This is a genomic window from Sporolactobacillus sp. CQH2019, assembly GCF_028765345.1.
Classification (GTDB): Bacteria; Bacillota; Bacilli; order Bacillales; family Sporolactobacillaceae; genus Sporolactobacillus.
The window spans coordinates 185,323-206,022 of sequence record NZ_JARAJZ010000006.1 but is presented as its reverse complement, the minus strand read 5'-3'; the positions used below and the strand labels follow the sequence as shown (position 1 = coordinate 206,022).

The following is a 20,700-nucleotide window of genomic DNA, read 5'->3' as shown; positions in this document are numbered from 1 at the left end:
CCCAATGAAACAGCCGGAGAGTCCGAAGCCTCCATTCAATCATGTATCATCCATAAAAACTGAATACGTATGCACCCGGCCGCATTCCTATGTGTTGGAGGCTTAATCTTTCCTGTTCATATAGAACAGATTTTTGTCACTTTTTGAAGCCCATAGCTTTATTTTAGCAGTTTTCCCGACCGCTCCAAAATTTAAGGACATTTTTGCGGACGGAACACGCCGTGCCGCACTTGGAAGACCGGATGAACAGATAAAATGTCTCAAAACAAAGAATCCATTTGCGCCGAGCGTGACGATGCTTTTTTCCAAGTACGATAAAAAAACAGTTAAAAAGATCCCCGCTTTTTGGAGATCTTCTCAGTTTCGTTCGTTAGCTGATAACAGGCCGGCGCATGGTGACGGACAGCCATCTGAGTCCGGTTCAGCGCATAGTCTCCCCATGCTTCAGTTCCTGCAGTATGTCGTCCACGTCCAGCTCCGCGCAAGCCATGGACCTGTCGGAAACCCCGTAATAAAGCCTGAGGGTCTTCCCGTCGGCAGCAGCCCCGCAACTGAAAACAACGTCGCCGAAAAAGCCATTCTTTTCATAATCCCTCTCCGGTTCAAGAATCGGTGCTTTCGACCGTGCCAGAACGTCTGAGGGATCATCGAGAGCCAGCAAAGCCGCTCCGAGACAATAACGGCTGCCCGCGGACATGCCGTGATAAATCACCAGCCATCCTTCCTCCGTCTTGATCGGCACCGCTCCTGCGCCAATTCGTTCGCTGTCCCATTCACCCTTTCGGATACTCATAAGATGGCGGTGATTGCCCCAATCATTCAGATTATCGGACTCCGCAAGCCATATGTCCGGACTTCCGACGCTTTTCAGCGCCGGACGATGCAGCGCATAGTACAAGCCGTGTATCTTCTCCGGAAAAATGACGGCATCTTTATTTTCCGGTGCGAAAATCAGCCCGTGATCTTCATAAGTCTTAAAATCTCTGGTTGTTACCATATTCACGCCGATTCCCATTGGCGATACGGCACTGAAATAAATATAATAGACCGCGCCGATCCGGGTGATGCGGGGATCTTCGATGCCAAAGATCTGATAGTCGTTAAACGGATAGATAAACGGCTGATCGTCGATTGTGAAATGATGGCCGTCCTTGCTTCTGGCCAGCCGAAGATAGGACAGAGAGGTCAGGCCGCAAAAACATTGCGGCTGATCGGCCGGCCGGATCACTCGGCTGTCGTCAAAATTAAAACGGGCATCCCGCCGGCTGAACGTCCTGATTTCCATTCTTTTTTCTTTGGGATGATAGACGGGCGAGAGAACAACTGAAGGATCGCTTGTTTTCGGCCGTTCCGCAACCCGCAGCAGCAGCAGCGTTTCATTCTTATATTCGGCCACTCCGGCGTTGAATGCGCCGATCACTTCAAAGCCCCGATGATAAGGTTTCACATCGTCCGGTGTGATTAAAGGATTTTCCGCATAACGATAAACCGGGATCAACGAAAACGCCTCTTTCCAGCTATAATTGTTCATATTTTTCAAAGGGATCGTTCAGCACAATTTTCTGAGCCTCTGCGTCGCTGGTGCCCGCGTACAGGATCAGCTTCGAATTTCTGCGGATCGCCCCGCCGCTGAAAACAACGTCCTTCAAATCTTCCCTCTTCGTCGGCCCGTCAATAAAATCATTGCGCGTAGCAATGATTTCAACAGGTGTATGATCGCCGTTATGAGGATTCAGTGTAAAAATCATCGAGTAATAATGGCGGTTTCCTTGTTCATCAAAATGGGCCACATGGCCAAGCACACCGGCATTTCCGTTCTTCAGCGGATGAATCTCATTGGCGCCGCCCCATTCTCCGTCGGCAAAATGGTCTTCAAGAAGCGGTGCATCCTCAATCTTTCGGACATCCAGTTCATCGAGAGAAGCCATCAGGAAAAATCCGATTTTTCCTCTTCCCCCTTTTCTGCCCTGCGGCCGTGTCAATACGAGAATGGCGCCGCTGTGCAGCTGGGTCAGGCGCAGATCTTTCATACCCTCCGGCCCTCTGAAAAAGGGGACCAGTGATTTGACCGTCCTTCCTTTATACAGAACGGTCCTCCACGTCGTCTTCCCGCTGCCGTCGCGGAAGACTTCAACGCCTCCGAAAATGAGCATTCCGTCTATGCGGGTTACAAACGGATCCTGAAGAGGAAAAACCGGCATGTCTTTTATCAGCTGCCAGCTGCCGTTTTGTTTTTCAAAGAAAGCGACAACCGACTCTTCACTGTCTCTAGGTTCGACGCGGCCGGCCAGGATTTCTTTTTCTCCATCACCAAAAGCGGCCGTCACATTGTAAACATCTCTTTCGCCGACCCCGGTAAATTTCAACTTTTCTACTTCATGGACAGGCTGGTCATCATTTCTGTACTTTTCCAGAAGAGCGCAGCAATCCGTTTGACGGCTCATCAATGACTATAATCCTCCTGATTTATTTATAAATTTTTTTCTTACAAGAAGAGAATTATAGTACGTTGTTTCATTAAGTCAAGCAGTCTGCCTGCCCCATTTTTATATGATCGCCGCCAATTAAAAAGATGCGGAAAAGCCGGCACGCATTGGGGAAAATCGGGCTTACCTTCCCTTTTTTTATTCTTCATAAACCCGTATCCCGTTTCGAAAATCCGCCGCCCGAACGGCCGATTAAGATTCATATTTCAGGAACGGATCGTCCATGACCAGCCTCTGCGCCTCGGTATCACTCGTGCCGGCATACAGAATCAGTCCGGAATGGGTCCGGATTGCGCCGCCGCTGAAAACAACATCCTTCAGATCGCTTCGCTTAGCAGGCCCATTAAGAAAATCCTTGCGCGTCGCAATAATTTCCAGCGGAGTATGACGGCCCGTCTTCAGATCCAAAGTAAACAGCATCGAATAATAATGACGGCAGCCCTTCCCGTCGAATTCGGCAATATGACCGATCACGCCGATCAGCCCGTTCTTCAGAATATGAATGTCATTGGCGCCGCCCCACTCTCCTTTTGTAAACTGATCCATAAAAATAGGGGCTTCGATCAGCTTCCGGTTGCTCAGCTGATCCATCGTGTCGAGAACACAGTATCCGATCTTTCCTCTTCCCCCCTTTCCCAGCTGCGGACGCGTCAGGACAAGAATTCTGCCGTCGCTCAGCTGCTTAAGACGAACATCTTTCATTCCCTTCGGCCCTTCGAAAAACAGATTCAGCGACCTGAGCGTTTTGCCGGAATAAAAGGCCATACGCCAGATTCTTTGCATAGTCCCGATTTTATGAATTTTGACGCCGCCAAGAATCAGATGGCCGCCGATCCGCGTCACAAAAGGATCCTGCAGAGGCAGGACGGGCAAATGATGAATCCGCTGCCATTGTCTGTCTCTCTTTTCGAAAAAGACCACGATCGAATCTTCGCTTTTTCTCGTTTCCACACGTCCGGCAATGACCAAACGGTTTTCGTCACAAAAAGGCGCGGTAATATTGTAGACATCGCGCCTTCCCACGCCGGTAAAATGCAGCTTTTCCACCGAATGGTATCGCGGGTGAGCTTTCTCGTACCTTTCAAGCAGTTCGATACAATCTTTCGGATGACCCATTTCATCGCCCCTTCACTATTTGGCTCTTTTGAAAACCCGTCCGGACAACTTCCGGCCCGCCATTAATAAAGAAAGCGGTTACTATCTTGTTCGTTCAAATGACGCCTTTCTTTTACATTATAGCCTCCGCCTGTGAACTTTCACAAAGGGGAAAAGGCAAATTTTTCAGATGCTCCGATTGGCCTGTTCTCTCACGGGAATTCCCATGGGTCCGTCTCACTTCAAAAAGCGGTTATCCATTGATTTGACTTGCGCATCGATCTTTTTACCATAGAACGCCGATGATTGGGCCGTCACCGTTCCGCCTACGGGTATATCCGTATTATAGATTGCCAGACTGCTGTATTCCTTTGTGGATTTCAGAAACACACAATTGAAAACCGAGACGTCAGCGTTCGATAAAACGGCAATATCTGCCTCCGGACTACCCGGATAATGAACATAGCCATTATTCTGAAAGGTACAGTTGGAAACCGTCACCTGCGCATGATCTTCCGCATGAATACCCTGACCCGCAATCCCGGAAAAAGTCGAGCCCTTGATCGTAATATTTCGGGCGGACAGGGCAATACCCACCCCAAAACCTGCATTGCTTGTATGACTGGTAATCCCGCTGAATACACAATTTTCAATCGTCCAGCCGTCACTCGGCGCATTAATCTCAATATCATCTGCTTTGTTGTTGAGGAACCGGCAATTGATAATTTTTACATGATAACTTGGCTGTTTGTTAGAAAGGATGGAATATCCGCAACCTTCAAACAGCGTATCGGTTACTGTGAGATTGCGCACCGTCACGGCATTCTGGATGCCTTGAACACTGCTCTTAAACCTGCATTCATTAATATTGATGTTATCACCCAAGGGTATAATACCGATCTGGGAGTCGAACCCAACATCCTGTACAGTTTGGTTCCCGCCAAGAGAAAACACAGGGTCGGTATTCTTATTGACAGATCTAAAGGTTGTCTGTTCCTTACCTGCTCCAATGATCGATACATTTTCGGGGATGTCGATCGGGTGCGAAACGACATAAGTGCCCTTCCCGAAGTAAACGGTCCCGTTCACGGCGGCGGCCGCCCTGACTGCTCTTTGCACGTTATCCGTATCATCCGTTTTTCCGTTGCCGGCAGCGTGGAAGCCTTTTGCCTGAATAAAGGCGGGATTTGCATGAATGTCGAGCGATGGAACAGCGGCCGCCCCGGCAGCGGATGCAGACGGCCGATTTCGATGAACGGCGGCATACCCTATGATCCATGCAGAAATCACGATGAGCACAATCAGCAGACAGGTTTTTTTATATGAACGATCGCGCATGCGGGCCACCCGACTTTCCCTGTTTTTTCAATTTAAAAAATTCGCCCTGAAAAGGTATTTAACCGTTGCTTTTGTAACTTGGCCTCTTTCTTCTGATTTCCTCAAGAATAATTCCGCCATGCCCCGCATATTCGGCCGCCAGAATCATCGCCGTGTATGAAAGTACGCCGGCCGTAACCTGGACAAAGGTTGTGATGATCGAAACACCCATGGAACGGCCGATCAGACTCACAACCGTATACATAACAGCGCCGGCGCCTATATAAAGCACCGTCTTCGGCAATATCTGTTTCCACTGAATATCGTTCCTGACGAAATATATCTGGACAAGCGTCACGGATAGTTCGGCGGCTAACGTGCCGATCGACGCGCCGATTGATCCGTAAGGCTTTATAAAAACAAGATTGAGCAGAAAATTGACAATGGCTCCGACATACAGGGAAATCGTGTACGCTCTCATTTTTCCGAGCGGCAGCAAATACTGGCTGCCGAACACGCCGCTCCATGCCATAAAAAAAACGGTCGGGCTGATCAGAATCAGGACCGTCGCACATTCGACAAAGCCATTGCCCATATACCACGGAATGAATTCCCGGGCAATACCGGCCAGGCCGAACATGATCGGTACGGCCAGCAGGGTGGAAAAATCGAGAGATTTCATGATATATTTTTTAGCCTGATCTTTCTGTCCGGTTATAAAAGTATGGGCCATTCGGGGCAGCATCACCGTTCCAAGCGAGGTGACGGCGGCAATCGCCACCTTTTGTATTTTGTCCGCATAATCATAAATGCCGACCTCGCTCTTGCTCGACAGCCATCCGATCATCGTTTTATCCAGCACAAAATAGACCTGCATCGCAACCTGCGGAAGAAAATACATGAGGACAGGAACCACGTGTTTTCTAACGGATCGGCCGGTGATCTTAACCCGGACAATCCTGTTTCTGATGTAAAACCACATAAGAAACTGCCCCAGAAAAGCAGACAGACACATAATGAACGTGTATAAGTCCAGATCGCCGGGACCCTTTACAAAGGAAAAGACGGCAACTAATGAGAGACATTTAATCAGCAGATTTCTGGTAACGATTTTTTTAAACATTTCCAGCCCGCTGAAAAACCAGGTGCAGTCGATGACCGTTCCCAGCAGCGTAATCGTCTGAATCAGGGCAATTTCCCGGTCGCTGCGGACAGCAAGCAGCACAAGCAGCAGATATCCAAGCACGGAACCGAGAGAAACGATCAGCTGCAGAAAATAAATGCTGAAAAAATTCTCGCTCATTTCTTTCTTATTGTCGCGCGTCATCGCGATCATTTTATTGCCGTAGATGCCGATGCCGAGCATGCCCAGCAGGGTAAAGTACTGTGCGATTGAGGATGTATAGGCAAAAATGCCGACGCCTTTCGCTGACAGAACCCTTGAAACATACGGAACAGTCAGCAGGGGCACGATCATGACCATAATCTGATAGATAAGATTGTACAGATAATTTTTTTTCACACTCATGGCGTTCCCCTTATCCATTTGATATCAGAGTTTTTTATACGGGTAACTAGCTGCGAAGCATTTTACGCGGGAGCGCGATCATCCGCCTGGCCATCCATCGGCATCTTAAAATAATATAGAAGAGCCAGACCGACCTCTTTAAGAGAAAAAATACAAACTTGATTTTTTTTCGCTGGGTCAGCAATTCGCTATAATCATTCATAAATAGTTTATGAACGGTTCCAATAAATTTTTTATTATTTTCAAGATATTGACGATACGTCATCAACTCTTTGATCATTTGGTCAATCAGCTGTTGCGAATTAGCCAATTTTTTTCTATTGACTAATAAATCCTGCAGGTGCCACAAATTATTTTTATAATATTTTATACAGGATATTGGAAGCGCCTCAGGATATTCCGATTCAATGAACCGCATCATCTGATTCAGAGCTTCACAATGGTCCAGGGTTTTTATTGAAAAAGTATGTGCAATGCTTTTTTCTCTTTGGAAATAGTAATACATTTTTTTATTCAGCACGGCGACCTTCGCGGATCGATTAAAAATCTTGTAAGTTGTAAATTCATCTTCAAATAATTTACCTTTCGGGAATCTTACTTTATTCCATAATTCTTTTTTATAAAGCTTATTCCATACATACGTCTGACATTGATGATTGACGATCGCACCGATGACAGCCTGCTGTTTCGTGTACAGAATAACTCGGCTATAATCGTCCGGATCCTTAATATCGTCATCATGGAAAAAAGTCTGATATCCGACCTCGGCAATGTCACAGCCATTCAATCTGATTGTATCGTATAAGGACAGGTACATATCTTCATGTATATAATCATCACTGTCAACAAATCCTATATAGTTTCCTCTTGCAAGATCGATCCCGACATTTCTCGCATCGGAAAGTCCTCCGTTCTTTTTGTGAATGACTTTAATCCGTTTATCTATCTTTCCGTATTGATCACAGATCCGGCCTGAGCCATCAGACGATCCGTCATCGACCAATAGGATCTCAAGATCTTTATAAGATTGACGGATGATACTTTCAATACACCTTGGTAAATATTTTTCCACATTGAAAACCGGCACTACGACACTGATTAATGGTTTCATTCTTTTCAAGTCTCCTTCACAACCGATAAACGATGATCGCGATTCATCCCCGCTTGTTCTTCCGGTTGGGACAGGCTTGAAAAATGGTTCATTCTATAGTATCCCGCCGTTCTGAGTAAACGGTTGTCTAAAGAATAGCCGATGTTCAGTTCGGAGATGAACGGGCTCTGCAGAAGCGCCATCCAGAAATATAATGGGATGAGGGCGAACGAATCAAACTGCAGTTGGGAATAGACGACCAGAAAAATCATCCATTTCGAAAAGTTTCCGCCCCTGAGACTGAGAAGGAAATAGAGCACCAGCAGTGCCGCCGCAATGCCCAGCGATCCCAGCTCCGAAGCAAGCCGGGCAAACATATCATAGGTATGCAGATTGTAGTCGTCGACTGCGAGGCTCAATTCCCCGGCTTTCTGAAGATCGGCCGGATTAATGGAATGAAAATGAGCGACGTAGGCATCATGATAGTTTCCCAGGCCGTACCCGATCAGCGGATGATCCATAAAGGACTCAAAACCGATCCTTGAATACGTGGCCCGGATCATCGTCGAGGTGTCGCTTCCCGCCGAACCCGGATTTTCGATCATGTCCGCTATTCTATAGAAATGATAGGAATTTAATCCGAACAGGTTCTGAACAAAAACAAGATTCATCAGGACAGCAGCGGCGGCACAGGAGACAAGCAGGATACCCAGCCGTTTGAAAAAGATCTTGAAGTTGGATGTCAGGAACAGGTAGGCGGCAATGAAGACCAGGATATCCAGATAAAATCGTATCGAAAGCGAAAAGAGAGACAGCACGAAAAAGAGAATAACAATGATTTTATGATAGCGGGTCAGGAGTCCCTTATTTTTTAAAATAACAAGTGCCGGAAGCAAAAACAGATTCGTGTGCAGGCTGATAAAAGACGGTTCCGAAAAGCTGAAATGGATGCGCCCGTCCGTCATGTAGCCGGTCCGTTCAACGAATACGTGGATGATCGAACTCAAAAATCCGCTCGGCGCTCCATAGACATAGAGAAACTCAAGGACACCGACGGCAACAGCGATGCCATAACCGCGGATCAGCCAGAGAAACAGTCTTGTGAATTTGACATCGTCGCCGCCGCATTCAGTGACGAACAATTTGAAAGCCAGATAGCAGACAAATCCGCTGCCCAGCGTTTCAGCCGCATTGATCAGGCCGACAAAACGGTCATGGTTCACGATTACCTGAGCGAAAGAAATCAGCAAACAGACGGCCATGAAGGCAAAAATATAAATTTCGATTCGTCTGTATTTGAGCCGGAAAAGTTTGGGCAGCTGTAAAAGAAGATAAAGACAAATAAAAACAACCGAGATCGGCCTGTATCCATTGCCGAACATAAACGGCGAATCATCGATGCAGAACAGGAAGGCCGCGGCATACATCAAAAATTCCATCATTATCACCCTTCATCTTTGCGGCTGAATGAACGGTCCGATCCCGCAATCAGAGCCCCATCAGCAGTTGTTTATATTTCCCGATTGACACTTCTTTTCGCAGATGCTGCTCAAGATAATGCCTTCCCTTCAGGCCCATCTGTTCCCGCTGCCCGCGCTCCATCAGGTAGAAGCCACGAATCAGCGCGGCCGCCCCCTTATAATCATGGGGTTCGACGACCCGGCCGCAGCTGCTGCCCGTGATCAGCCGTTCGGCTTCGCTTCCTCTTTCCAGCACGCCGATGACCGGCTTGCCCGCCGCCATGACGCCGTAGATTTTGCTCGGAACCGAAACACCCTTGATTCCTTTCTGATTGACGACCAGATGCACATCGGCCGCATTCAATGAAAATTTGATAAAATCCTTCGGTTGGTAGGGGAGAAAGAAAACATTTTTGATCGCTTCGTCGGCCACGAAACGCTGCATCTGTTTTTTAACGGCCCCTTCGCCGATAAAAACAAACGCCAGATCGTCGATTTCCACGAATTCTTTCGTCAGTTTAATCAGGTTTTCAAGATCATAGTAGAGTCCGAGATTTCCCGAGTACATGATGATAAACTTTTCTTTCAAACCGTTTTCTTCCAGGAAGCGATGAACATGCCGTTCGGTTTTCGGCAGGGGGACGATCTCATTCTCGTCGGTCCAGTTATGAATCACCTGATAGCTCGGAACTTTATGATCCAAGAAACGGTTTTTCAAAGTCTCGGCCATGTCCCGGCCGACCACGACGATGTTGTCCGCATGCCTGCAGCTGAACTTATCCACCAGCCGGGCCAGCTTAAAAATCAGGCGGCTCTTTGTAAAACGGACGGCGGCCGCCTGTTCCGGATTAAAATCCTGAATATTGTAGACATGCTTGGTCCGTTTCAGAAATTTGCCGATCGTGCCGATCAGCCCGCCTAAAACGGGCGGCGTCGATATCGTATAAATGATGTCGACGGATTTTTCCCTCAGCAGCGCGATATGGGCCAGAACAAAATAAGTCAGAACATATCTGATCCGGCTGATTTTGGATACTTTGTCAACCGCCGGAAGTCTCAGACGGACCACGCGGATGCCCTCGAACATGCCGGCTTCAATCAGCCGTCCGGGCCTGCCTTCCCCTCCGGCGTATCCGCCCGGCTGAGCGGCAATGACCGTCACCCGAAAACTGTCGCGCACCGCAAGGCAAAGCTCGGTGATCAGCTGGCCAGTGGAAGCCGGATCAGGATAAAAATAATTGACGATGAATAAGATCTTTTTCTTCATCCGCCCCGCCCCCTTCAAACACCGAGATAAGTCCGTCAATATAACGATCCATCGTATACTTTTCTAAAAATGTCTTTCTGCCGTTTAAGGCATACTTTTTATACAGTGCTTTGTCCGTAATCAGGCTCCTGATCGCAGCGGCGATGCTTGAGCGGTCAACGGTGTCCAGCACGATCCCGCTGCCTTCGATCAGTTCGGGGATCGCCCCCTGAGCGGACGAGATGATCGGCAGGCCGGCCGCCATGCCTTCAATAATCGAGATCGGCTGACCTTCGATGCGATAGCGGGTCGGCAGAACCATCGCGTCCGACCTCAGAAGCAGCTGCTTCTTCTTGACACCGGTCACTGTCCCTAAATAACGGATCCTCGAATCGAACTGTTCCCCGGCGACCTGAGCCATTAATTGATCGAACCGTTTCCGATCGTAGATCTGGCCGGCGAGCAGCAGCCGCACATTCAGCTGCTGCCTGAGCAGATCGACAACCGCCAATATTAAATGGCCGAATCCTTTCGCTTCGATCAGATTGCTGAGATAGAGAAGGGTAAAGCAATGCCCCTCCCCGCTTTTTACTTTGGAGAAGGATGCAATCTCCTGCGTCCGGATGAAGTCTTTCTCAATACCGTTGGCAATCACTTCGATCCGCCTGGGCAGATTCATAAAATTGGCGGAAAGTCCCCGGCTCAGGACAATGCCCGTGTCAATTTTTCTCATCATATGAAAAATAAAGCCTGCCGGAATCCGATGAAACGATTCCAGAACATTTTTCAAGTGGTTTCCATGCAGATGAGCGACGATTTGATCGGTCTTTCCGGCAATCAGGAAAATAATCAGCGCATCGCGGAGCAGGCCGAGTTTGGTCTGCGAGATTGATAAATAAACAATGTCTGCCTGCCCCTTCCCGGCGATTCGCCGGATGCGGATCATAATAGCGATATCTTGAAAAATTTTAATAAATGAAAATTTTCCGCCGCCGTTGACTCTTTTTCTGTTCGTATTGACGACCGTAACTTGAAACTTTTCTCTGGTCATTTCCGATCCGGCAAGATGGCGGATCGCCAGGCTTTCTCCGTGAATCGGCGGAGGAACGGGACCGATGACGAGCAGCCGGCGCTTCATAGGCCGGCCCGCAGCGCCATTCGGCGGGCCGGCCCGTTCATTTGCCGGCGCTCAAGATCGTGGTCAACCATCATGCGGACCAGGGAGCGGAAATCGATATTCTTCTTCCAGCCGAGCTTCTTTTCGGCCTTGGAGCAGTCCCCGAGCAGCAGATCCACTTCCGCCGGCCGCATGAACCGTTCATCCTGAACCACATAGTCTTTCCAATTGAGGCCGACATACGAAAAAGCGGTTTCCACGAACTCTCTGACGGAATGAGTTTCCCCTGTGGAAATGACGTAATCATCGGCCTGATCCTGCTGAAGCATCAGCCACATTGCCTTTACATAATCCCCGGCAAACCCCCAGTCCCTTTTCGATTCCAAATTGCCGAGCCGCAATTCATTCTGAAGGCCGAGCTTGATCCTGGCCACACCGTCCGTGATTTTTCGGGTTACGAACTCCAGACCGCGCCGCGGTGATTCGTGATTGAAAAGAATGCCGGAGCAGGCAAACAGACCGAAACTCTCGCGGTAATTGATCGTCATCCAGTGCCCGTACAGCTTTGCGGCGCTATAGGGGCTCCTCGGATAGAACGGCGTCGTTTCTCGCTGCGGCACTTCGGCCGCTTTTCCGAACATCTCGCTTGTCGACGCCTGGTAGAAGCGCGCGTTCGGTTTGATCAGGCGAACGGCTTCCAGCATGTTCGTTACGCCAAGTCCGGTCATCTCTCCGGTCGCAAACGGCTGGCTCCATGATGTACCGACAAATGACTGAGCCGCCAGATTGTAAACCTCGTCCGGATCGGCGGTCTGCACGGCCCGGATCAGCGAAGCCAGGTCGGTCAGATCGCCGTCGATCCATTCCAGCCGATCTTTTATAGGTTCAACATTGACGTAAATCGGCGTGCTCGTTCTTCTTCTCAGTGCGAAAACTTGATAGCCTTTTTTCAGCAGAAATTCCGATAAATAGGAACCGTCCTGTCCTGTCACGCCAGTGACCAATGCTCTTTTCATCTGTTTTCCTCCGTTTTTTTATAAATTTTTCCGCCGGCGGCAGCGGAACCGCCGCTCGTCAATTGCCGATTCGGCTGAATGAATCCAAAAAATCCCGGTATGTCCTTTTCAGCCCCTGGTCCAGCGAAATATTCGCCCTCCAGCCCAAAGCGGAAAGTTTTGTGACGTCGACGATCTTTCTCGGCGTTCCGTCCGGCTTTGACGAATCGAAACGGATATCTCCTGTATAGCCGATGACTTCCTTGATCTTCTCCGCCAGTTCTCTGATCGTCAGCTCTTTTCCAACCCCGATATTGACGATCTCATCGCCGTCATAATGATCCATTAAATAGACGCAGGCATCCGCCAGATCGTCCGAATGGAGAAATTCCCGCTTCGGACGGCCCGTTCCCCAGACAACGACATACGGATCATGGTTTATCTTGGCCTCATAAAATTTCCTGACAAGCGCCGGAAGCACATGAGACGTCATATAATCATAGTTGTCATTCGGTCCGTACAGATTAGTCGGCATGACCGTGATATAGCGGGTCCCGTACTGTTTGTTGTAAGACCGGCACATCGTAATCCCGCTGATCTTGGCAATCGCGTAGGCTTCATTGGTCGGCTCCAGCTTTCCGTTCAGCAGTTCCGACTCCTTGATCGGCTGTTCAGCAAATTTCGGATAAATGCAGGTACTTCCGAGGAACAGGAGCTTCTTCACGCCTGTCTTGTACGACCAGTCGATCACGTTAGTCTCGATCATCAGATTTTCTTTGATGAATTCCGCCGGGCAGCTGCTGTTCGCCATGATGCCGCCGACCTTGGCGGCAGCCAGAAAAACATAATCAATAGACTCGTTTTGAAAAAGGGCGCCGACTGCCCGGTAATCGGTTAAATCAAGTTCGGCATGTGTGCGCAGCACCAGATTGCGGCAGCCGCGGGCTTCCAGATTCCTGACAATGGCCGAGCCGACCAGTCCCCGGTGGCCGGCGACGTAAATCTTTGCATCTTTTTCCATAGCCGGTACTCCCTTCTTATCAGTAAGCATTTTTTGAACCAAGCAGCTGGATCAGCGTTTTCAGAATTAATTTGAAATCATTCGCCATGCTTCGCTGCCGGATGTATTGCAAATCCAGTTTCACCATCTGATCAAAACCGAGATTGCTCCTTCCGCTGACCTGCCACAGTCCCGTACATCCGGGTTTGACAAGCAGCCGCTGCAGTTCGTAGCCCGAATACTGCTCAACTTCCCGCGGAAGAGGCGGGCGCGGACCGACCAGACTCATCTCCCCTTTCAGCACATTGACCAGCTGGGGAAGTTCATCAATACTTGTTTTGCGAAGCACACGGCCCACCCGGGTGACGCGCGGATCCTTCTTCATCTTAAACATGGCCCCCGTTGCCTCATTCTGATCGGCTAGGCTGTTCAGCATTTGTTCGGCATTCGCCACCATCGAACGAAATTTATAAATATAGAATTCTCTGCCGTCTTTCCCGACACGGATTTGCCTGAAGAAAACCCTCCCATGCGGATCGTCCCATTTAATCAGCAGTGAAACGATCAGGAAAGCGGGCAACAAGAAGATGAGTCCGATAAAAGCCAGGCACAGATCAAAAATTCTTTTGGCCAGCTCATAGATTTTTTGTTTTTTTAACTTTTCATTCAGCATTTCCGAATTGCGGCCGATTTCAGCAATATATGGAGCCTTTATTTCTATTTGTATCTTTGATAAGGCCATCTTGATCCCTCCGTCGGAAATAAACGCCAATAACAAGCAATCTGTTCATTTTTCCCTGCGGGCACCGCTGCTCTCTGCGCGCGATGCTTTCTTCCATTTCTATTACCCTGCCCTGTATCTGCGGCCCCTTCTCCCCCTTCTGGCTCCTTTCAGATCGTTAAGAACGACCCCGAGCAGGCCGGCACGGGCATCCGATAAGGATCCCGCAGCCTTGCTGGCATTCTCGACCTCCGTTGCCCCGCTTCTTACTACGAGCAGAGTTCCATCGCACAGACTGGCCAGCACCCGGGCATCCGCCACATCCAGAAGCGGCGGAGCATCCATAATGATCGCATCAAACAGGCTCCGGAATCGATGGACTAATCCGGCCATCTCCGCCGAACTGAGCAGATCGGCCGGATTCGGCGGTATCGGTCCGCTCGTCAGGACCGAGAGATTGGCGATACCCGACGCCTGCACGATGTCTTCCAAACGGCTGTTCTTTGTTAAAAATGTTGTCAGACCGTTTTTATTCGCTAAACGGAACGTATCATGCTGGGTCGGCCGATGCATATCCGCATCGATCAGCAGGATTTTTTTCCCCTGCCGGGCCATGACCACAGCCAGATTAGCGGCCGTGGTTGACTTTCCTTCGTTCGGGCCCGGCGAGGTTACCAGGATTGCTTTCAAACCGCCGCCCGCTTTTGAAAACTCGATATTTGTCCGGATTTTCCGATATTGTTCGGCGAACGATGACTGCTCTTTAAAATAAGCAATCAGGCTTCGCGGCCTTTTGCCCGGAACTTTACTTTGCCTCAATATGCTCACCTCCGATCATACGTTCAGAACTGACCGCAGCGGCGAACGCTGCCGGATTGATTTCCCGGTATCTGCCGATATGGGACACGGCTCCGATGACCGGAAGGCCGAGTTTTCTTTCTACGTCTTCTTCAGTCTTGATCGTGTTATCCAGATAGTCCAAAAGGAAAGCAAGTCCGACCGATGCGATCAGCCCGACGGCCAGTGAAACGGCGATATTCAGCAGCGGCCTCGGTTTGACCGGAACCAGGCTCGCGGACAGCTCCGCCGGCGAGAGCACATTGACGTTATCCACCTTCATCACCTTCCGAACCTGTGTCTTAAAAACATCGGCGACGCCATTGACAAGCCGGGCGGAAAGTGCCGGACTGCCGGTTTCCGCAGTCAGTGAAAAAATCTGCGAATTTTGAACCGTATCCACTGTCAGCAGTCCCTGCAGTTCTTCAGCCGTCATGTTCAGATGGAGATTCCGGATTACCTGATTGAGCACGGCAGGATCATCAATGATCACACTGTACGTATTGACAAGCTGTACATTCGTCTGGAGCGCATTCGTGTCATAAAGGGTCGAGGGATTGGCATTCGACTGATTAACAAGAATCCGAGCGGTCGCATCGTATTTCGGTTTCATCAGATAGTGGGTGGCCAGGGCCCCGGCCGCACCCGCCAGAAGCGTGACGGCAAGAATCATCAACAATCGTTTCTTTAAGATGCAGAACATGTCTTTTAAACCCATAGCTTCTTTCATCGTTTGCCTCCAAATTTAAGAATGAGTGCTTTCCGATCAGCAAGATTCGCGTTCATCGAAGTTTCCGAGAGACACTTCCGTTTGTTCGTCTTTCCCTTACCATTCACGTGCCGCCCGCTCTCGCTGCATCCGGAATATCTGTGCGCCGGACCGCTGAAAACTGCCTGTCTTCTTCTTTTTACTTACGGATATCTTACAGAATGAGCCGTAACAGCTTCATTACATGACAGACGAACAATTCTCCGATGTTGATGCAAGGGTACAAGCCGGAGATGATGCGCAGCATACACTGACTATACGGAAACAAGTAAAGAGGTGTTGAAGGTGGAAAAACTGGCAGATATTATGAAGGATTTTGCGGGCAAAGTATCCAGCTATTATTCCAATATTGAATCAACGGTGAATCAGATATCGGAATATCCCGTCACTCCATCCCAGTTCGGCGCTGTCGGCGACGGTGCGGCGGATGACGCCCCCGCATTTAATCGTTTATTAACGGCTTACGGTTCGAATCCTGTAACCGTCTTCTTAAACAAAGTGTATAGAATCAAATCAAACATCGACCTTCCCGCAAACTATCATTTGATCGGCATAAACGGAGCCCGGGTGGTACCCGATGCCAATGTGCAATTTAACGCAGCAAATATGGAAAGAATCGAAATCGATACACCATTCCACGGCTACTATACAGACGGCTCCCGCTCCGATTTAAAAATTAAAGATACAAAAATTACGGCGGACGGATACGGCATTCTTCTTAACAACAACGCCCAAGGCGGCAATTTTGAGATCATCAACAACCGGATTGACGCCGGTGCAGACGCCATCGAGATCAATACCACCGCCGGCAATTTCAGCGGTATCAAAATTATCGGCAATTCAATCGCTGCTCTCGGCGACAGCACCGATGCCGCTGCCGGATTCGCTGTCGGTATTGCAAAAGGGAAGGATATCGTCGTCAGTGCCAATATTATCGAACAGGCAAGAAATGAGGCCGTGCACATTGAAGACGCTCAGGAAAGGGTCATTGTCTCGGACAACGTCATCAAGGATTGTTTGCGGGACGGGGTCCGCCTCCTGAATCGGGCAGACGCCAAACCGATTATTTTAACGAACAACCATATCAAAAAACGGGCGGGCGACCGCTCAGGGACCGGCATCTATGCCGTCTATGATCCAAACGGGACGCTGACGGGCAGCAACCTGACCGGCAACGTCATTGAGGGTTTTAATATCGGCCTCGATCTCGGAGCCGATGCCGTGCACCATATCGGCGGCAGTACGATTCTTGACTGCAATACCGCCGTATCCTTATGGACGGGCAGAACATCGGGAACGATTTTTTCCGGAAATTGTCCGGTCCTCGCCCAGGGCGGGCCCGGATCGCGGTTCGGAAAAATCATTTCACTGACTGAACCGGCAGCGATTCTTCAGTATACAGGGACTCAGGGCTATCAGGGAACGACGCTGGAAGGATTTTCATTTAAAAAGGCAGCGGTCACAACATCCGATAACGGATACACAGATTACACCCTGTTCCCGCTGCCAACCGCCTTTGACGGAAAACTGCTCCTCAAATATGCGGATAATTTCGACCGGATCTACTATACGGCCGATGTCACGTACAGCAACGGCTCGCTGACGATCAACCGCCAGTGGAGCGCGAACAACGGCGTGACGGCCGCCCCCAATCTTAAAACGATCAATAACAATCTGGCCGTCAATTTTTATTCGGCCGCAAGCAGACAGGTCGGCTTTGACATCGATTTTGAAGGTGTATTTTATCAAGAATAAGCATCGCCGATCGTTTCGCAAATTCAATAATATGGGTATTCCCTCAACTTATTCATTTAGTCGGGCCGCGGCATGCAAGATCATCGATTCTCCCGAAAAGCGATTGGTTCGCACAGGCAGCAGTCTATGGCTCTGAATGTTCATGCGAACGGCGATTTTTCCCTCTGAAAAGGGTATATCGTGCACGGACAGGCGTCATCTGGCAGAAACGCCCGATCTTTTTTCCCGTCGTATATCTTTGTGAATCGAGGCCAAAATCGCTGGAAAACACCGTATATATCAAACAGAAAATCGCTGCTTATCATCAGTAAAAAGGCAAAATGTCAGTAACTGGCAGAAAATCGGCAGTAGTGGTCAAAGAATCAGCAGTAAACGGACTGGAATCAATAAGTGCGAATAATCGGAACAGATAGTTGTACCCTTGATGGTGCGATACTCCCCCGGAATAGGGCGATTCGAGGCCATTTTAGGGCGATTGTTCGCTGTTTCAGGGCGATTAGCAAATTTTTCAGGGCGATAAACTCCTAGCGGGGCGATACTCCCCCGGAATAGGGCGATTCGAGGCCATTTTAGGGCGATCGCTCGCCGTTTCAGGGCGATTAGCAAATTTTTCAGGGCGATAAACTCCTAGCGGGGCGATACTCCCCCGGAATAGGGCGATTCGAAGCCATTTTAGGGCGATCGCTCGCTGTTTCAGGGCGATTGGCAAATTTTTCAGGGCGATAAACTCCTAGCAGGGCGATACTCCGCCGAAATAAGGCGATTCGAAGCCATCTTCGGGCGATTGTTCGCTGTTTCAGGGCGATTAGCAAATTTTTCAGGGCGATAAACTCTTAGCAGGGCGATACTCCGCCGAAATAGGGCGATTCGAAGCCATTTTAGGGCGATTGTTCGCTGTTTCAGGGCGATTAGCAAATTTTTCGGGGCAGGATTCTCGGACCGATACTGGCCGGCGGCCCGGCTGTATGAATCGGATTTCTGTCCATGATCAATCGTCAGTAGCTGTTTATCGGTCTAATTACACCCGGTTTATCAATCGTCGGCCCGATCCCGCGGCACTTAATCTATCAAATCGTTATGGAAGTCTGATCACGGAAACACTCTCCGTCTGTCGAGAGATTGACGTGCTCAGGAAACGTGATCCTTATTTGACGGCACAGCAGGAAAATGAGCGAGAAGGATACTCATTTTAAATAATGAACATAAGCCCGTCGGCTTCATTCAATCAAGTCTATAAAAGCAATGCTGCGGGAAATTATTTTATCCATTAACCAGTGAATCGACCAGCCGTTTGTCATTTCGGGGGACTGTACCTGTAAAAAGAAAAAATTTTTTTACAGACAAACAATAGGAGGATAAACACCTGGGGGATGAATCGGCCGCAATGCGGTTCCGGCCCCTCCGCTGTTTCATTTACCGCTCATCTAATCGGCTGGCGATGCGGCTGCCCGCTCATTTTGACGATACCGCTGCTTTTCAGCCGGGCTTCAATGGCACCAATCCGACCGTTTACCGTTTATAGAAAAAACCGCCTGCCTGCTGAAGAAGCCAGCGAACAGACGGGCCATTTACATTTAATTGGCGGATCGGGCAGAGCAGCCATTTTTCATCATTTCAAAAAAAGTGCTGCCGACAAAAAGCTGAATCCAATGATCCGCCGCGCATTCGTTTCTGCCGGTTTATAAGCGAGGTTCTCCGTCCGGCCTTTTTTTTTCACTGTCCTCAGTGCTTCTTTGCGAGAGATACCGCGAAATACTGTCGACCAGCCGTCTGAGCGCATCCAGATCCACCTGGTCTTCACGCCCAAAAGAATAGATCACCTTCGCCTTGGCGTATTTGGTCACGGGATCCCACTCATTATGTGCCAGCTGCAGGTAAGCCACTTCACTGCCATCCTTATTTTTTCGGCAAACTCTTCTCAGATACATGCCCATATTATAGTCAAATTGTTAAATTTTATCAATCCAGAGGACTTATGAACATATGCCTATCCCGTAGATGGCCGGCACAGAAATCATGATCGTCGGGACGTTTCTCAGCCGCTCACAGGAAATTGAGCAGAACGGTCAGAGACAGAATGCTGAAAACGGTTGTCATCAGTGTGCAGCTTGAAACAAATTGCGGTCTTGCATCGAACTGAATGGCATATAACGTTGTGTTGGCTGCGCTCGGCATCGCAGACATCACGACAATGACATTTCTCAGCAGACTGCTCATCGGGAACAGCAGACAAACACCATAGGCAATGGCCGGCGAGAGAATCAGGCGGATCAGGGTTACCCAGCCGATCCGTCCCCATTTCATTTTCCGGATTGTCACATTGGCCAGCTGCATGCCCAGTATAATCATGATCACGGGAATCGTCGCATTGCCGACCAGCTCAATGCTTGTGAAAATATTTGTCGGAATGCGGACATGAAACTGCTGCAGCAAAATAGCGGGGATAATCACATAGTTTGCCGGCTGGCTCAGGACCGTCTTTACCGACATCCTGACGCCGCCGCGTCCGTTCGCCGCAATATAAACACCGACAATCCCCATCAGAATCGCATGAATGATCATCAGCGGCATGCCGTAAGCCAGGCTCTGTTTTCCAAACGCAAATAAGATAATCGGAATGCCGTAATTTCCGCTGTTCGGGAAAATGGTCGATAGCAGAAACGCATTTTCATCCTTCTTATCCAGATGCAGAAACCTGCCGGCCGCCATTCCGAGGATGATCAGCAGAACCATAATCAGCACCGACGCGGCAGTAATATAGAAGAAGCTGAGGTTTAAAGGCGTTGTGTAAAATGTCTGAAAAACAAGGAACGGCAGCAGAAGATAAACTGCGAGCGTCGAAATCGGTTTCAGATCAAGCAAGAAAATTCTCTGCAAAATAAACCCGCTGACAAAAATGAGAAACACCGGCATAATGACTTCAAAGAATATAAGAATACGGCTTCCCTCCATTGACACATCATCGGCCGGATCGCATGATCCCGGCGCACCGATCCCTTGATTTAAAGCTCCGGTTCGAATACTCCCAAAATTCATCCTTTATGTATGCTGAAAAGATGATTGATCCCGTCGTAAACTTCTATAGATTCATGCTTACTTTAACACACCGATCTCAATTCGTAAAAACTCATTGCCGCCGGCATGAAAGCCCGCTTTCAGGTACCGGCAGCCGGCTGCTGCTCACAGGCAACCGCCCGGCCGATCCTATTTTGAAACAGCCGGAAAATGGATGACCGGAGATCCAGGCAAAGCGCGGTCCGCTAAAAAATTTTTCTTCCGCTGCT

General features: G+C 49.1%; 17 protein-coding genes and 1 pseudogene. 2 read left to right on the top strand and 16 right to left on the bottom strand.

Going from position 1 to position 20,700, the window contains the following annotated elements; genetic code table 11:
• Window positions 1-421 precede the first annotated feature (421 nt).
• The 14 genes from OYT88_RS10610 to OYT88_RS10545 form a co-directional block, all read right to left on the bottom strand.
• Window positions 422-1,495 carry a BtaManbiosPhlase gene (locus tag OYT88_RS10610; RefSeq protein WP_274399994.1) on the bottom strand — a complete coding sequence of 358 codons (1,074 nt, stop codon included), beginning with the start codon at window positions 1,493-1,495 and terminating at the stop codon, window positions 422-424.
• Window positions 1,496-1,517: 22 nt separating this feature from the next.
• Window positions 1,518-2,444 (bottom strand): DUF1861 family protein, encoded by a 927-nt coding sequence (locus OYT88_RS10605; protein ID WP_274399909.1) that lies wholly within the window; start codon window positions 2,442-2,444, stop codon window positions 1,518-1,520.
• A 234-nt stretch (window positions 2,445-2,678) separates the two neighbouring features.
• Window positions 2,679-3,602 carry a DUF1861 family protein gene (locus tag OYT88_RS10600; RefSeq protein WP_274399907.1) on the bottom strand — a complete coding sequence of 308 codons (924 nt, stop codon included), beginning with the start codon at window positions 3,600-3,602 and terminating at the stop codon, window positions 2,679-2,681.
• Window positions 3,603-3,818: 216 nt separating this feature from the next.
• Window positions 3,819-4,919, bottom strand: a complete 1,101-nt coding sequence (locus OYT88_RS10595; RefSeq protein ID WP_274399906.1) for a glycosyl hydrolase family 28-related protein — start codon at window positions 4,917-4,919, stop codon at window positions 3,819-3,821.
• 58 nt (window positions 4,920-4,977) lie between these two features.
• Window positions 4,978-6,426 (bottom strand): flippase, encoded by a 1,449-nt coding sequence (locus OYT88_RS10590; RefSeq protein ID WP_274399905.1) that lies wholly within the window; start codon window positions 6,424-6,426, stop codon window positions 4,978-4,980.
• Between the two features lie 46 nt (window positions 6,427-6,472).
• Window positions 6,473-7,537 carry a glycosyltransferase family 2 protein gene (locus tag OYT88_RS10585; protein ID WP_274399903.1) on the bottom strand — a complete coding sequence of 355 codons (1,065 nt, stop codon included), beginning with the start codon at window positions 7,535-7,537 and terminating at the stop codon, window positions 6,473-6,475.
• A gap of 5 nt (window positions 7,538-7,542) precedes the next feature.
• Complete coding sequence (locus tag OYT88_RS10580) at window positions 7,543-8,955, bottom strand: O-antigen ligase family protein (protein WP_274399902.1); 1,413 nt, start codon at window positions 8,953-8,955, stop codon at window positions 7,543-7,545.
• A gap of 49 nt (window positions 8,956-9,004) precedes the next feature.
• Window positions 9,005-10,243: a glycosyltransferase family 4 protein gene (locus OYT88_RS10575; protein WP_274399900.1), complete on the bottom strand. Its 1,239-nt coding sequence runs from the start codon at window positions 10,241-10,243 to the stop codon at window positions 9,005-9,007.
• The gene (locus OYT88_RS10570; protein ID WP_274399899.1) at window positions 10,200-11,360 is read right to left on the bottom strand and encodes a glycosyltransferase family 4 protein; all 1,161 of its coding nucleotides are present in this window, start codon (window positions 11,358-11,360) and stop codon (window positions 10,200-10,202) included. The genes OYT88_RS10575 and OYT88_RS10570 overlap by 44 nt, the downstream gene beginning before the upstream one ends.
• Window positions 11,357-12,355 (bottom strand): GDP-mannose 4,6-dehydratase, encoded by a 999-nt coding sequence (gmd, locus tag OYT88_RS10565; protein ID WP_274399897.1) that lies wholly within the window; start codon window positions 12,353-12,355, stop codon window positions 11,357-11,359. Before gmd ends, OYT88_RS10570 begins: the two co-directional genes overlap by 4 nt.
• A gap of 58 nt (window positions 12,356-12,413) precedes the next feature.
• The gene (locus tag OYT88_RS10560; protein ID WP_274399896.1) at window positions 12,414-13,355 is read right to left on the bottom strand and encodes a GDP-L-fucose synthase family protein; all 942 of its coding nucleotides are present in this window, start codon (window positions 13,353-13,355) and stop codon (window positions 12,414-12,416) included.
• 19 nt (window positions 13,356-13,374) lie between these two features.
• On the bottom strand, window positions 13,375-14,076 hold the full coding sequence (locus tag OYT88_RS10555; protein WP_443217503.1) for a sugar transferase: 702 nt from the start codon (window positions 14,074-14,076) through the stop codon (window positions 13,375-13,377).
• 102 nt (window positions 14,077-14,178) lie between these two features.
• Complete coding sequence (locus OYT88_RS10550) at window positions 14,179-14,874, bottom strand: CpsD/CapB family tyrosine-protein kinase (RefSeq protein WP_274399895.1); 696 nt, start codon at window positions 14,872-14,874, stop codon at window positions 14,179-14,181.
• Entirely contained in the window at window positions 14,861-15,622 is a 762-nt protein-coding gene (locus OYT88_RS10545) for a YveK family protein (protein WP_274399893.1), read from the bottom strand. The genes OYT88_RS10550 and OYT88_RS10545 overlap by 14 nt, the downstream gene beginning before the upstream one ends.
• A gap of 324 nt (window positions 15,623-15,946) precedes the next feature.
• On the opposite strand from OYT88_RS10545, the gene OYT88_RS10540 reads away from it, so the two are divergent.
• Together OYT88_RS10540 and OYT88_RS10535 are read left to right on the top strand one after the other, a co-directional pair.
• Window positions 15,947-17,416: a right-handed parallel beta-helix repeat-containing protein gene (locus tag OYT88_RS10540; protein WP_274399892.1), complete on the top strand. Its 1,470-nt coding sequence runs from the start codon at window positions 15,947-15,949 to the stop codon at window positions 17,414-17,416.
• 1,490 nt (window positions 17,417-18,906) lie between these two features.
• The gene (locus OYT88_RS10535) at window positions 18,907-19,101 is read left to right on the top strand and encodes a hypothetical protein (RefSeq protein WP_274399891.1); all 195 of its coding nucleotides are present in this window, start codon (window positions 18,907-18,909) and stop codon (window positions 19,099-19,101) included.
• Window positions 19,102-19,152: 51 nt separating this feature from the next.
• Here the strand turns inward: OYT88_RS10535 and OYT88_RS10530 are convergent.
• Window positions 19,153-19,344 (bottom strand): annotated as a pseudogene (locus OYT88_RS10530) (IS1634 family transposase N-terminal domain-related protein); the annotation flags it as partial.
• A 115-nt stretch (window positions 19,345-19,459) separates the two neighbouring features.
• Window positions 19,460-20,452 (bottom strand): AEC family transporter, encoded by a 993-nt coding sequence (locus tag OYT88_RS10525; RefSeq protein WP_274399887.1) that lies wholly within the window; start codon window positions 20,450-20,452, stop codon window positions 19,460-19,462.
• Window positions 20,453-20,700 lie beyond the last annotated feature (248 nt).